Below are 13,968 nucleotides of genomic sequence, written 5' to 3' on the forward strand. Positions count from 1 at the left end.
GCGCCGAACCCGCTCCCGCGAGCCCCGCTCCGGGGCAACCCTTCAAACCTACCCGATCCGCCCGACTTGTCAACCTCTGAGCGATTCGACCCTCCACGTCCCTTTTGGGCGCGAGAGACTCCCGCCCTGCTGGTCTGTGAAGGTGACCCCGGGGCCGGCCGCCTCGTCGGCGTCCCGCTCCCCCGTGGGGTGGGTAGAACATTAGGTCCACCCGCCAGCACCGTCAAATCACCCTCTCGGGGCCGCGTATCCGCTGGTCAGACCTACTTTCTGGGCTCTGAAACCTGCCCGCCGACGGTGCGCTGTGACCGCACTGTGACGTGTATCTACCGAAGTTTGCCCGTCCAATGACGAGCGCCCGTCCGGAGGGTTCCGGACGGGCGCTCGTTCTCCGCAGGTCAGCGGCCTTTCAGGAGGCGGACACCTCGATGCCGCCCACGTTGCGTTTGCCCCTGCGCAGAACCAGGTAGCGGTCGTGGAGAAGGTCCTCCGCGGAGGGCGCGAAGTCCTCCGCTTCGACTTTGGCGTTGTTCAGGTAGGCGCCCCCCTGGGCGATGGCGCGCCGCGCCTCCGACTTGCTCTTGCACAAGCCCGTCGCCGCCAGGAGGTCGGCGACCGTGGGCAGCTCCCCCGGCGAAATCTCGGCGCGAGGAACCTCGGCGAGCGCGGATCTCAGTGTTCGCTCGTCCAGCTCCTCCAGGGCGCCCTGGCCGAAGAGGGCACGCGAGGCGGCGATGACCCGGGCCGTCTCGTCCGCGCCGTGGACGAGCGTGGTCATCTCCTCGGCGAGCGCACGCTGCGGGGCGCGGGCGGCGGGACGATCGGCGCCCTGCTTGACCAGGTCCTCGATCTCCTCGCGGGGGCGGAAGCTGAAGACCTTGAGGTACATCTCGATATCGCGGTCGTCGGCGTTGATCCAGAACTGGTAGAACGCGTACGGGGAGGTCAACTCAGGGTCGAGCCAGTAGGTCTCGCCGCCGGCGGTCTTCCCGAACTTGGACCCGTCCGCCTTGGTGAGCAGCGGCGTGGTCAGGGCATGCGCGCTGGCGCCCTCGACCCGGCGGATGAGGTCGACGCCGGCGGTGAAGTTGCCCCACTGGTCGCTGCCACCCGTCTGGAGCGCGCATCCGTACCGGCGGTGGAGTTCCAGGAAGTCCAGGGACTGGAGCAGTACGTAGCTGAACTCGGTGTAGCTGATGCCGGTGGTGTCCAGCCGGGCCTTGACGGTCTCGCGGGCCAGCATCCTGTTGACCGGGAAGTGCTTGCCGACGTCGCGCAGGAACTCGATCGCGGACATCTGCCCGGTCCATTCGAGATTGCTGACCATCGTCGCGCTGGTCGGACTGTCGTCGAAGACCAGGAACCTCGAGATCTGGGCGCGGAGTCGCTCGACCCAGCCGGCGACGGTCTCCTCCGAGTTCAGGACGCGTTCTGCGCTCTTGCCGCTCGGGTCGCCGATCAGGCCGGTGGCGCCGCCGACCAGCCCCAGCGGCCGGTGCCCGGCCTGTTGGAAACGCCGCAGCGTGAAGATCTGGATGAGGTGGCCCAAGTGCAGCGAGGGAGCCGTCGGATCGAACCCGCAATACAGCGTGACCGGCCCCTCGGCGAGCCGTGCCCGCAGCTCGTCAAGGTCGGTGGACTGCGCGATCAGGTCGCGCCACGCGAGATCGTCCAGGATGTCGGTCACGGTCTCCCTCGTCTCCGGCTTGCTTTCCGTGTCCCCGCCCAGGCTGCCGGACCGGGCGGGCGTCACGCCAACGATATTCAACCCCGTCCGGTCCCGGTGGACGTCGCGCATGATGGGCCGTTCGGAGAGCCCGAAGCTTATGCGGATGTGGCCGGACGCGAGATGGCGGTGGTCGCCCGCGAAAAGGTCATGGCGTCGAGATCTCCGTCGGTCGCTGGTCTCAGCCACCGGTGGCGACTCTCTTGCGGCGCCTCGGGACGTGGGGACGGTACGGGGAGACGCTGGGGTCGCCGTCGATCCAGAAGCGCCAGGGCACCTCCTTGGCACCGTTGACGCCGGTCCGCGGCCCGGTCCGGATGAGCGACGGGTCGGCGGGCTCACCCGCGTGGACGGTGAGCGGCCCGCCCGGAGAGCAGACGTCCAGGCCGTTGTGCTCCCTGGCGATGCCGAGAGCCTGGCAGAGCCGCGCGGGCCCCCGCGCCAGGTCACGGACGGACGAGCGGGGGCGCCGCCCGCGCGCGGTCTCCTCCCCTGTGATGATCTCGCCGGCGCGGAGCAGCACCGCCGAGGACGTCCCGTCCGGCCCGCAGACGAGGTTCATGCAGAAGTGCATGCCGTAGGTGAAGTACACGTACGCGAAGCCGGGCGGCCCGAACATGACGGCGTTGCGCTGCGTCCGGCCCCGGTAGGCGTGGGACGCGGGGTCCAGGGTCCCGGCGTACGCCTCCACCTCGGTAAGCCGCACCGCGACCTCGCCGCCGGTCGTGCTGTGCCGGAGCACCTGTCCGAGCAGCGAGGGGGCGACCTCGTCCACCGGCCGATCGAAGAAGTCCCGGGGCAGCAACGCTCCGCTCATCGCCTCACCATGATCGTGGATAGGATCCGCCGAGCGCCCAGCCTAGGGTCCGTCATGAAGCGGCATCAACCGTCACGCGAGCGCCCTATCAGCCTGGTGGGGCAAAGCCAAGGCGTGCCCCCACCAGGCTGATCGCGAGCGATGTCGCGCTCGCCCAAGCACGGTCAGGCGGCGAGCCGCCAGGCGAGTTCCTGGGCCGAGATCGGATCAGACACAGCCCGAGATCGAATTCAGACAGCAGCCCAGGCGGCGTGCTCGTCGGTCAGCGCGCGCAAGGCGCCGATCTGCTCGCGGACACGGTCGGGCGCGGTGCCCCCGTAGGCCTTGCGGGAGGCGAGGGCGCCCTGGACGTTGAGGACCGCACGGACGTCCGGGGTCAGGTGCGGGGAGACCTTCGCCAGCTCGTCGTCGGTGAGGTCGTCGAAGTCCTTGTCGTTGACCTGGCACCAGACGACGAGGTGGCCGACGACCTCGTGGGCGTCGCGGAACGCCACCCCGCGGCGGACGAGCAGCTCGGCCAGGTCGGTGGCGAGGGCGAAGCCGTCCGGCGCGAGGGCCTCCAGGCGGTCGGTGTTGACGCGCATGGTCGCGATGAGCCCGGCCATGGCGGGCAGGACGAGCAGCAGCGTCTCGACGGCGTCGAACGCGCCCTCCTTGTCCTCCTGGAGGTCGCGGTTGTAGGTGAGCGGCAGGCCCTTGAGGGTCGTCAGGAGGCCGACGAGGTGGCCGATGAGGCGGCCGGCCTTGCCGCGCGCCAGCTCGGCGACGTCGGGATTCTTCTTCTGCGGCATGATCGACGACCCGGTGGCGTAGGTGTCGTCCATCTCGATCCAGCGGAACTCCTGCGAGGCCCAGAGGCAGATCTCCTCGCCCAGGCGGGACAGGTGGACACCGATCAGCGCGGCGGCGAACAGGAACTCGGCGACGAAGTCGCGGTCGGCCACGGCGTCCATGGAGTTGGCGGCGGCGGCGTCGAAGCCCAGCTCATCGGCGGTGGCCTGCGGGTCCAAGGGCAGCGACGATCCGGCGAGGGCGCCGGAGCCGAGCGGGGACACCGCGGCACGGCGGTCCCAGTCGCGGAGCCGGTCGACGTCGCGGGTCAGCGGCTGGACGTGTGCGAGCAGCTGGTGGGAGAACAGCACGGGCTGGGCGTGCTGGAGGTGGGTCATGCCGGGGGCGGCGACGCCGAAGTTGTGCTCGGCCTGCGCGATCAGCGCGGTCTCCAGTTCGACCAACCGGGAGACGATCTGGCGGGCGTGGTCGCGCAGGTACAGGCGCAGGTCGGTGGCGACCTGGTCGTTGCGGCTGCGGCCGGCGCGCAGCTTGCCGCCGAGGGCGCCGAGGCGTTCCAGCAGGCCGCGCTCCAGGGCGGTGTGAACGTCCTCGTCGGCGACGGCGGGCCGGAACTCCCCGGACCGGCAGGCGGCCTCCAGGTCCTCCAGGGCGCCGATCATGCGCCCGAGCTCGTCGTCGGTGAGCAGCCCCGCCCGGTTCAGGACGCGGGCGTGCGCACGCGAACCCATCAGGTCGTACGGGGCGAGCCGCCAGTCGAACTGGACGCTCACCGAGAGCCGCGCGAGCGCGTCCGACGGGCCGCCTTCGAACCGGCCGCCCCACAGTCGCGTCGGTGCCTTGGTCACGGAGATCCTCTTCTTCCCACCAGTGAATGTTCGGTTGCCATCCCACCATGCCGGGCGCCGCGAAGCACCGCGTGGGGACGCCGAGCGCGCGGTGTCCCGCACGGCGGCACGGCATCCGCCACAGAGTACGGCCTGGAGTCTGGTGAAACCGGCTTCAGCCGTCACGCGGGCGCGATGGCGGCCCGCGTGAGGCAAAGCCGGAGCCGAGCCTCACGCGGGCTGCTCGCGAAGCAAGGGACGCGCTCGCCCAAGGACGGTCAGGGGCAGCCGCCAGGCGAGCCCTCGACCGGGATTGAGATCTTCTACAGCCGTCAGGGGTTCACGTCCCGATCGCGCTTCGCGGCGATCTTGCTGGGCAGGCTCCACAGCTCGACGAAGCCCTTGGCGAGGCTCTGGTCGAAGGTGTCGCCGGTGTCGTAGGTCGCGAGGTCGTAGCTGTAGAGGGACGCGTCGCTGCGCCGGCCGGTGACGACGGCGCGGCCGCCGTGCAGGGTCATCCGGACGTCGCCGGACACCTGCCGCTGCGCGTCGGCGATGAAGGCGTCCAGGGCGTCCTTCAGCGGCGAGAACCAGAGGCCGTCGTAGACGAGCTCGCCCCACCGCTGGTCCACCGACCGCTTGAAGCGGGCCAGGTCGCGTTCGACGGTGACGTTCTCCAGCTCCATGTGCGCGGCGATCAGCGCGATGGCGGCCGGGGCCTCGTACACCTCGCGGCTCTTGATGCCGACGAGCCGGTCCTCGACCATGTCGATGCGGCCGACGCCCTGGGCGCCGGCGCGCCGGTTCAGCTCGGCGATGACCTGGTACGGGGTGAGCGGACGTCCGTCCAGCGCCACCGGAACGCCCGCGGCGAAGGTGATGACGACCTCGTCGGCATCGCGCGGCTGCGCGGGGTCGGCGGTGTAGTCGTAGACGTCCTCGATGGGCCCGTTCCAGATGTCCTCCAGGAAGCCGGTCTCGACCGCGCGGCCCCACAGGTTCTGGTCGATGGAGTAGGGAGACTTGGCCGACACGTCGATCGGCAGGCCCTTCTCCTCGGCGAACGCGATCGCCTTGTCCCGCGTCCAGGCGAAGTCGCGGGCGGGCGCGACGACCTTCAGGTCGGGGTTCAGCGCGGACAGCCCGGCCTCGAAGCGGACCTGGTCGTTGCCCTTGCCGGTGCAGCCGTGCGAGACCGTCGTCCCGCCGAACTCTTTGGCGGCCGAGACGAGGTGCTTGACGATCAGCGGCCGGGACAGCGAGGACAGCAGCGGGTAGCGGTCCATGTAAAGGGCGTTGGCCTGCAGGGCGGGGACGCAGAAGTCCGCGGCGAACTCCTCCTTGGCGTCCACGACCACGGCCTCGGCCGCGCCGCACGCGAGGGCGCGCTTGCGGATGGTGTCGAGGTCTTCGCCGCCCTGGCCGACGTCGACCGCCACCGCGATGATGTCGCCGCCGGTCTGCTCGGCGAGGAACGGGATGGCCACGGAGGTGTCCAGGCCCCCGGAGTACGCGAGTACGACGCGCTCGCTCATGCTCGTCATCTCCTGTGAAGTGTGTTCGGAATGGATGGACGGGGCGGGGGCCTGCGGCCCCTACCCTCGTCGTTCGCGGCCGTTGATCAGTTTCAGCAGCGACTCCGCGACGTGCTCCCCGCCGTGCGGGTCGCGGGCGATCACCAGGATCGAGTCGTCGCCGGCGACGGTGCCGAGGATCGAGCGCCATTCGGCGTGGTCGATCGCCGACGCCAGGTACTGCGCGGCCCCGGGCGGGGTCCGCACGATGACAAGGTTGGCGGACGCCTCGGCCGACACCAGCAGTTCCGCCGCGATCCGGCCGAGCCGTCCGGCGAACGTCTCGGCGGCGCCGGTGCGGGCCCGCCGGATACGCTCCCCGCCCTCGCCCGGCACGGCGTAGATGAGGCTGCCGTCGTCGGTGCGGAGCTTGACCGCGCCGATCTCCACCAGGTCCCGCGAGAGCGTGGCCTGGGTGACCTCGACCCCCTCGTCCACGAGCAGTTTCGCCAGTTCGCCCTGCGAGTGGACGGGGTGCCGGGTCAGCAGCTCGATCACCCGGGCGTGCCGGGCGGTCTTCGTCATGGGGGTCGTCATCGGGAGCGCTCCAGCAGCCACACCAGGAGGGCCTTCTGGGCGTGCAGCCGGTTCTCGGCTTCGTCCCAGACGCGGCTGCGGGGGCCGTCCAGGACGGATGCGGCGATCTCCTTGCCGCGGTAGGCGGGCAGGCAGTGCAGGACGATCGCCTCGGGATCGGCGAGGGCGAGCAGCTCCTCGTCCACGGTGTAGGGCTCGTAGAGGTCGGTGCCCTTGCCTTCCTCCCCCATCGACACCCAGGTGTCGGTGGCGAGGACGTCGGCGCCGCCGGCGGCGCGCCTGGGATCGTCGGTCACGGTGACCGATCCGCCGGTGCCGGCGGCGATCTCGGCGGCGCGGGCCAGGACCGCGGCGCTCGGCGGCCGGGCCGCGGGGGTGCCGATCCGGACGTGCATTCCGGCGGTGGCACAGCCGAGCAGGTAGGAGTGGGCCATGTTGTTGGCGCCGTCGCCGAGGTAGGCGAGCGTGGCACCGGCGAGGCCGCCCTTGGCCTCGTGGACGGTCTGGAGGTCGGCGAGGATCTGGCAGGGGTGGAACGCGTCGGTGAGGGCGTTGACGACCGGGACGGTGGTTCCCTCGGCCATCTCCTCGATGCGCTCCTGCCCGGCCGTCCGCCACACGATGGCGCTGACCTGCCGCTCCAGGACGCGGGCGGTGTCGGCGATGGTCTCGCCGCGGCCGAGCTGGCTGGTACCGGCGTCCATGACGAGGGCGTTGCCGCCGAGCTCGGCGATTCCGGTGGCGAAGGAGATCCGGGTACGGGTGGAGGACTTGTCGAACAGGACGGCGACGGTCCGCGGGCCTTCGAGCGGCCGGAAGCCGAACCGGTCGGCCTTCACACGCGCGGCAAGGTCGAGTACCTCGGCCTGCTCGGCGGGGGCGAGGTCGTCGTCCCGTAGAAAGTGCCTGGTCACGGTTGGTTCTCCTTGCCGGGGCGAGCGTCGGGAGCGCAGGCGGGGCCGGCCGGCGAGGCCGCGTCGAGAATCGCGGGGAACGCCGCGGTGAACGACGTCGCCTGCGCGGCGGTGAGGATGAGCGGGGGGGCGATCCGCAGCGCGTCCGGCTGGAGCGCGTTGATCAGGAATCCGGCGTCGCGGGCGGCGGCCTCCACGGCCGGGGCGTGCGGGCCGGTGAGGGCGGCGCCCCGCCACAGGCCGCGGCCCCGCACGCCCGCCAGCAGCGGATGGTCGATGGCGGCGAGCCCGCCGGCCAGGGTCTCCCCCACCGCGGCGGCGTTGGCGAGCAGGCCGTCCCGCTCGATCGTGGTGAGGACGGCGAGGGCGGCGGCGGCGCTCACCGGGTTGCCGCCGAAGGTACTGCCGTGGTCGCCCTTGGCGAAGATGCCGCCGTGCTGGCCGAACGCGACGCAAGCCCCGATCGGCATTCCTCCGCCGAGTCCCTTGGCCAGCGTCAGGATGTCTGGTTTGGCGTTCTCGTTCTGGAACGCGAACCAGGCACCGGTGCGGCCGATGGCGGACTGGATCTCGTCGGCGACGAACAGCGCGCCGGTGGAGTCGCAGATCTCGCGAGCGGCGGCGAAGTACCCGTCCGGCGGGGGCACGACCCCGGCCTCGCCCTGCGTGGGTTCGAGGAAGAGCGCCGCGCAGTCCTCGTCCACGACCGCCTTGAGCGCGTCCGCGTCCCCGTATGGAACGAACCGGACATCCAGTCCGAACGGCCCGAACGGCTCGCGGATCGCCGCCTTGCCCGTCAGCGACAGCGCCCCCATGCTCCGGCCGTGGAAGCCGTTCTCGGCCGCGACGACGTAGGAGCGCCCGTGGGCCTTCCCGTACTTGATCGCGAGCTTCAGCGCGCACTCGTTGGCCTCGGTGCCGCTGTTGGTGAGGAACACCCGGCCATCGCCGTCCAGCAGATCCCGCAGCCGCTCGGCGAGCAGTACCTCCGGCTCGTGCAGGAACAGGTTGGACGTATGCGCGAGCATCGCGACCTGCGACGACACCGCCTCGACCAGAGCCGGGTGGCCGTGCCCGAGGGAACTGACCGCGATACCCGCGATCAGGTCGAGGTACTCGCGGCCGTCGGCGTCAAAGACATGGCAGCCCTCGCCGCGTGCGAGCGCCAGCGGTGGCACACCGTAGTTGGGCATGAACGCGGCCTCGTACCGCTTCCGCAGTTCGTCCGTGCTCATGATGTCGTCCCATGGGGGCTGGGCAGCACCATCGTGCCGATCCCTTCGTCGGTGAAGATCTCCAGCAGCAGCGAGTGGGGCACCCGCCCGTCCAGCACGTGCGCCTGCGGGACGCCGCCGCGCACGGCCGTCAGGCACGCCTCCATCTTCGGCACCATGCCCGCCGACAGGTCGGGCAACAGGACGGCCAGTTCGTCGGTGGTGAGCCTGTCGATCACGTCGTCGCTGCCGGGCCAGTCGGCGTACAGCCCTTCGACGTCGGTGAGGACGACGAGCTTGGCCGCGTCCAGCGCGACCGCGGTCGCGGCGGCGGCGGTATCGGCGTTGACGTTGTAGACCTCGCCGTCATCGCCGCGGGCGACGCTGGAGATGACCGGGATGCGGCCGTCGTCCAGCAGTGCGCGGACGGCCCCGACCTGCACCTCGACGATCTCGCCGACCTGGCCGATGTCGACGGGAACGCCGTCCACCACCGCCTTCTTGCGCTCGGCGGTGAACAGGTTGGCGTCCTCGCCGGACATGCCGAGCGCGAACGGGCCGTGCCGGTTGATCAGCCCGACGACGTCGCGCTGCACCTGGCCGGTCAGCACCATCCGGACGACCTCCATGGCCTCCGGTGTGGTGACGCGAAGCCCGGCGGTGAACGTGGAGTCGATGCCGTTGCGGGCGAGCGCGGAGTTGATCTGCGGGCCGCCGCCGTGCACGACGACCGGACGCAGCCCTGCGTAGCGCAGGAACACCACGTCCTCGGCGAACGAGTGCCGCAGCGCCTGGTCGGTCATCGCGTGCCCGCCGTACTTGATCACGACGGTGGTGCCGTGGAAGCGCTCCAGCCACGGCAGCGCCTTGATCAGCGTCCCTGCGCGGGTCATGGCCTCGCTCCGCTCCCGCGCGGTCATGTCGAGTACGCCGAATTCTCATGGACGTAGTCGGCCGTGAGGTCGGTCGTCCAGACGGTCGCGCTGTGCCGGCCGGCCGACAGGTCGACGGTGATCGTCACGTCGCGGGGGCGCAGGTCCACCTTGTCGCGGTCATCGCCGAACGAGCCGTTCCGGCACACCCACACACCGTTGATCGCGACGTTGAGCTGGTCCGGTTCGAACACGGCGTCGGTGGTGCCGACCGCCGACAGCACCCGGCCCCAGTTCGGGTCCTCTCCATGGATGGCGCATTTGAGCAGGTTGTTGCGAGCGATGGAGCGTCCGACGGTGACGGCGTCGTCGCCGGACGCGGCGCCGACGACCTCGATCGCGATGGCCTTGGACGCGCCCTCGGCGTCCACGAGCAGCTGCCGGGTGAGGTCGCCGCACACCTCGGTGAGCAGCGCGGTGAACTCCTCCTCGTCCGGGACGACGCCCGCGGCGCCCGAGGCCAGCAGCAGGACGGCGTCGTTGGTGGACATACAGCCGTCGGCGTCGAGCCGGTCGAGGGTGACGCCGGTCGCGGCGCGCAGCGCCCGGTCCAGGGTCTCGGCGGGCAGATCCGCGTCGGTGGTGATGAGGCACAGCATGGTGGCCAGCGACGGGGCGAGCATGCCCGCGCCCTTCGCCATCGCGCCGATCATGTAGCCCCCGGCCCCCTGCCGGAAGGAGATCTTGGCGACGGTGTCGGTGGTGCGGATCGCGTCGGCGGCGGCGAGCCCGCCGTCCCCGCGCGACAGCTCCGCGACCGCCGCGTCGACGCCGGGCAGGAGCGTGTCCATCGGGAGCCGCTCACCGATCAGGCCCGTGGAGCAGACGGCGATCTCGCCGGCCGAGTCGTCCAGCAACTCGGCGACCCTCTCCGCGGTGGCGTGGGTGTCCTGGAAGCCGGGCGCGCCCGTGCAGGCGTTGGCGCCGCCCGAGTTCAGCACGACCGCGTGGACACGGCCGCCCTTGAGGACCTGCTCCGACCACAGGACGGGCGCGGCCCTGACGCGGTTGCGGGTGAACACGCCGGCCGCCGCGCGGGACGGCCCGTCGTTGACGACGAGGGCCAGGTCGCGGTTCCCGCTGGCCTTGAGTCCGGCGACGACGCCGGCGGCGCGGAAACCCTGGGGGGCGGTGACGCTCAAGGGGACACTCCGATCGTGGTGAGTCCGAGTTCTTCCGGGAGGCCGAGGGCGAGGTTGGCGCTCTGCACCGCGCCGCCGCCGGTCCCCTTGGTGAGGTTGTCGATCGCCGCGATCGCGACGATGCGTCCGGCGGCCTCGTCCAGCGCGACCTGGACGAGCGCGGTGTTGGCGCCGAGCGTCATGGACGTGGCGGGCCACCGTCCCTCGGGCAGCAGTCCGAGGAACGGCTCGCCGGCGTAGGCGGACTCGTAGGCGGCGCGGAGCGCCGTTGCCGTGACGCCAGGGCGGGCCCTGGCCGTGCAGGTCGCGAGGATGCCCCGGCTCATCGGCGCGAGCGTCGGGGTGAAGGAGACCGTGACCGGCGCCCCGGCGACCGCGCTGAGGTTCTGCACCATCTCGGGGGTGTGCCGGTGGGTGCCCCCGGCGGCGTAGGCGCTCACCGACCCCATCACCTCGCTGCCCAGCAGGTGGGGCTTCAGCGCGCGTCCGGCGCCCGAGGTGCCGGACGCGGCGACCACGACGACGTCGGGTTCGGCGAGGCCATCGGCGAAGGCCGGGAAAAGCGCGAGGCTGACGGCCGTCGGGTAGCAGCCGGGCACCGCGATCCGCTTCGCCGCGCGCAGCACGTCGCGCTGGCCGGGAAGCTCGGGGAGGCCGTAGGGCCAGGTGCCGGCGTGGGCCGTCCCGTAGAACCGCTCCCAGTCGGCGGGATCGGTGAGCCGGTGGTCGGCGCCGCAGTCGATAACCAGGACGTCCTCGCCCAGTTCCTCGGCGAGCGGCCCGGACTGGCCGTGCGGCAGGGCGAGGAAGACGACGTCGTGGCCGGCGAGGGTGTCGGGCGTGGTCTCGGCCAGCACACGTCCGGCCAGGGATCGCAGGTGGGGTTGGTGCGCGCCCAGGTCGGTGCCTGCGTTGGCGCCCGCGGTCAGCATGCCGATCTCGAACTCTGGATGTCCCGCCAGGAGGCGCAGTACCTCGCCGCCCGCGTAACCGCTGGCGCCGGCGACCGCCGTCCGGATTCCCATGTCCCACTCTGCCCTTCGGAAGCAACAAGCAAGAGTATGCAGGACCATGGATGCCTATTCAATACCGCGTCATGGGCTTCCCGGCCGCTGAGACGAGCACCACAGCGAGTATTTAGATACCTAATGATTTGACTCCTAAAGGTCAGGCACCTAATAATCGAGCCATGGTGGACACCAGCAAACTCGGCTTCGGAGAGCTGTCCGCCCTCGGGCCGGTCGAGGACTGGCCCATCGGGCGGCTGTTCGCCCTCGCGTCCCGGCTGTCGGGCCCGGTGGTGTGGCGCCTCATCGAAAAGCACGGCGTCAGCCCCGCCGGCTTCTTCACGCTGCGCATGCTCCTCGCCGAGGACGGCCTGCGGGCCGGCGAGATCGCCAAGCGGTTGCTCATCACCCCGGCGTCCGCCACCTCGGTCGTCGACACCCTGGAGCGCAACGGGCACGTCGAACGGCGCCGTTCGGAGGCGGACCGGCGCGCCGTCCTCGTGCACATCACCGACTCCGGGCGACGGCTCATCGCCGACAAGGGCAAACCCATCGGCCTCGATCTGCAGCACCTGTACGACGTCGTCGACGAGGGGGACGAGCCCGCCGTACGGCGTTTCCTGCTCAACCTGATCAAGCGTTTCGAGGACTATCCGGAAGCGAAGGGAGACGGCGCGTGAGCGCACCCCCCGAGTCCGCCGTGAGAACGGCGGACCTGAAGAAGACCTACCCCGCGTCCGGCCCGCGACCCGAGGTGCACGCCGTCCGCGGCATCGACCTGGACGTGCCGCGCGGCGAGTTCTTCGGCCTTCTCGGCCCGAACGGCGCGGGGAAGTCGACCACGATCGGCATGCTCACCACGCTGGTCGTCCCGACCGGCGGCAGCGCGCGGGTGTGCGGCCTGGACGTCGTCCGCGACGCCGTCGAGATCAAGCGCCGCATCGGCGTCGTGTCGCAGAACAACACCCTCGACAGCGATCTGACCGCCGCCGAGAACCTGGAGTTCCGGGGCCGGTTCTTCGGGCTGAGCGGACGCGACGCCCGCCGCCGCGCCGACGAGCTGATGGAGCTGTTCGAGCTCACCGAGCACCGCGACGGCAACCCGTTCGAGATCTCGGGCGGGCAGGCCAAGCGCGTCATGATCTGCCGCGCCCTCATGCACGGCCCCGAGGTGCTGTTCCTGGACGAGCCGACCGCCGGGCTCGACCCGCAGACCCGCACCAACCTGTGGGAGGTCTTGCGGGGCCTCCAGGCCGGCGGCCAGACGATCGTCCTCACCACGCACTACATGGAGGAGGCGGAGGCCCTCTGCGACAAGGTCGCCGTCGTCGACCACGGCACCATCCTGGCCAGCGGCACGGTGGACGAACTGAAGAGCACCGCCGGCGCCGACACCGTCATCACGGTCTCCTACGACGCCCCCGCGCCCAGGGAGATCGCCTCGCTGGCCGACCGGAAGGGCATCAGCAAGGTCGAGGTGAACGACGGGCAGGTGCGGGTGTTCGCCGCCGAGGCCGAGGGCGTGCTCGGCGAGCTGGTGACGATCGGCGCCTCGGCCGGCGTCGGCGTCACCGACGCCACCCAGCTCCGTCCGAGCCTGGAGACCGTCTTCCTCACCATCACCGGAAGGGAATACCGCGAATGAGCTCCCTCACGCTGACCCCGCCGCCCCCGGCGCGGGCGACGATCCCGCGCACCTTCGCCGCGATGATGGCGCGCGAGGCGCGGGTGATGCGCAAGAACTTCCTGTCGACGTTCGTCCGGGTGCTCGTGCAGCCGGTGATGTTCGTGTTCGTGTTCGCCTACGTGCTGCCCAAGCTCGGCGGCGGCGCGGTGGGACGGCCCGGCGGGCCGACCTTCTCCACCATCCTGCTGCCCGGCCTGGTCGGCTCCTCCATCATCATGCAGGCCATGATGGCGGTGATCTTCCCGTTGATGATGGAGCTGAACTGGCAGAAGTCCATCACCGACCGGGCCCTCGCGCCCGTCCCGATCCCGCTGCTGGCGATCCAGAAGATCCTCGCGGCGGCGCTGCAGGGGCTGATCGGCGGCATCCTGGTCTTCCCCGCCGTCCTGTACATCCACGCCGACGGCCAGGCCCCGCACGTGCACGTCGGCAACTGGCCGATCCTGGTGCTGGTCATGGTGGCCGGCTCCCTGCTGGCGGCCGCCGGCGGCCTCCTGCTGGGCACGCTGATGAACCCGCAGAAGGTCCAGATGCTGTTCGCGCTGGTGCTGCTGCCGATGACCATGCTCGGCTGCGTCTACTATCCGTGGTCGGCGCTGGAGAACATCCGCTGGCTGCAGATCGCCAGCCTGGTCAACCCGCTCGTCTACATCAGCGAGGGGCTGCGCACCGCACTGACCCCCGACATCCACCACATGCCGGTGTGGGCGTTCCTCCTGGCCATTCTCGGCGGAACGGTGCTGCTGACCTGGAGCGCTACCCGCACCTTCACCAAGCGCGTCCTCACCTGACCGGAAAC

At 71.0% G+C, this 13,968-nt stretch carries 13 protein-coding genes; 3 read left to right on the forward strand and 10 right to left on the reverse strand.

The features are described from left to right. Positions 1-409 precede the first annotated feature (409 nt). From tyrS to argC, 10 genes are all read right to left on the reverse strand, one after another. The gene (gene tyrS / locus AMA02S_RS36635; protein ID WP_067468908.1) at positions 410-1,687 is read right to left on the reverse strand and encodes a tyrosine--tRNA ligase; all 1,278 of its coding nucleotides are present in this window, start codon (positions 1,685-1,687) and stop codon (positions 410-412) included. Positions 1,688-1,907: 220 nt separating this feature from the next. Then, positions 1,908-2,543, reverse strand: a complete 636-nt coding sequence (locus AMA02S_RS36640; RefSeq protein WP_067468584.1) for a DNA-3-methyladenine glycosylase — start codon at positions 2,541-2,543, stop codon at positions 1,908-1,910. A gap of 230 nt (positions 2,544-2,773) precedes the next feature. Continuing rightward, complete coding sequence (gene argH / locus AMA02S_RS36645) at positions 2,774-4,183, reverse strand: argininosuccinate lyase (RefSeq protein WP_067468587.1); 1,410 nt, start codon at positions 4,181-4,183, stop codon at positions 2,774-2,776. Positions 4,184-4,494: 311 nt separating this feature from the next. Then, positions 4,495-5,697, reverse strand: coding sequence for an argininosuccinate synthase (locus AMA02S_RS36650; protein ID WP_067468589.1), 1,203 nt, complete (start codon positions 5,695-5,697; stop codon positions 4,495-4,497). Between the two features lie 60 nt (positions 5,698-5,757). Continuing rightward, positions 5,758-6,273 (reverse strand): arginine repressor, encoded by a 516-nt coding sequence (locus tag AMA02S_RS36655; protein WP_067468592.1) that lies wholly within the window; start codon positions 6,271-6,273, stop codon positions 5,758-5,760. Then, a complete protein-coding gene (gene argF / locus AMA02S_RS36660; protein WP_067468595.1) occupies positions 6,270-7,187 on the reverse strand; it encodes an ornithine carbamoyltransferase in 918 nt (305 codons plus the stop codon). The genes AMA02S_RS36655 and argF overlap by 4 nt, the downstream gene beginning before the upstream one ends. Continuing rightward, positions 7,184-8,422, reverse strand: coding sequence for an acetylornithine transaminase (locus AMA02S_RS36665; protein WP_067468598.1), 1,239 nt, complete (start codon positions 8,420-8,422; stop codon positions 7,184-7,186). The genes argF and AMA02S_RS36665 overlap by 4 nt, the downstream gene beginning before the upstream one ends. Beyond that, complete coding sequence (gene argB / locus AMA02S_RS36670) at positions 8,419-9,321, reverse strand: acetylglutamate kinase (protein ID WP_067468601.1); 903 nt, start codon at positions 9,319-9,321, stop codon at positions 8,419-8,421. The genes AMA02S_RS36665 and argB overlap by 4 nt, the downstream gene beginning before the upstream one ends. Further along, positions 9,318-10,475 (reverse strand): bifunctional glutamate N-acetyltransferase/amino-acid acetyltransferase ArgJ, encoded by a 1,158-nt coding sequence (gene argJ / locus AMA02S_RS36675; RefSeq protein ID WP_067468605.1) that lies wholly within the window; start codon positions 10,473-10,475, stop codon positions 9,318-9,320. Before argJ ends, argB begins: the two co-directional genes overlap by 4 nt. Further along, positions 10,472-11,500 carry an N-acetyl-gamma-glutamyl-phosphate reductase gene (gene argC, locus AMA02S_RS36680; RefSeq protein ID WP_067468608.1) on the reverse strand — a complete coding sequence of 343 codons (1,029 nt, stop codon included), beginning with the start codon at positions 11,498-11,500 and terminating at the stop codon, positions 10,472-10,474. The genes argJ and argC overlap by 4 nt, the downstream gene beginning before the upstream one ends. Before the next feature lie 164 nt (positions 11,501-11,664). Here argC and AMA02S_RS36685 point away from each other — a divergent pair, with 164 nt between their 5' ends. From AMA02S_RS36685 to AMA02S_RS36695, 3 genes are read left to right on the forward strand one after another with little or no spacing between them, the layout of a single operon-like run. Continuing rightward, a complete protein-coding gene (locus AMA02S_RS36685; protein ID WP_157431075.1) occupies positions 11,665-12,162 on the forward strand; it encodes a MarR family winged helix-turn-helix transcriptional regulator in 498 nt (165 codons plus the stop codon). After that, positions 12,159-13,127 carry an ABC transporter ATP-binding protein gene (locus AMA02S_RS36690; protein ID WP_067468611.1) on the forward strand — a complete coding sequence of 323 codons (969 nt, stop codon included), beginning with the start codon at positions 12,159-12,161 and terminating at the stop codon, positions 13,125-13,127. The genes AMA02S_RS36685 and AMA02S_RS36690 overlap by 4 nt, the downstream gene beginning before the upstream one ends. Further along, positions 13,124-13,960: an ABC transporter permease gene (locus AMA02S_RS36695; RefSeq protein WP_067468614.1), complete on the forward strand. Its 837-nt coding sequence runs from the start codon at positions 13,124-13,126 to the stop codon at positions 13,958-13,960. The genes AMA02S_RS36690 and AMA02S_RS36695 overlap by 4 nt, the downstream gene beginning before the upstream one ends. The last annotated feature ends 8 nt before the right edge of the window (positions 13,961-13,968 follow it).

Origin of the sequence: Actinomadura macra NBRC 14102 (assembly GCF_001552215.1) — a bacterium.
Lineage (GTDB): Bacteria > Actinomycetota > Actinomycetes > Streptosporangiales > Streptosporangiaceae > Spirillospora > Spirillospora macra.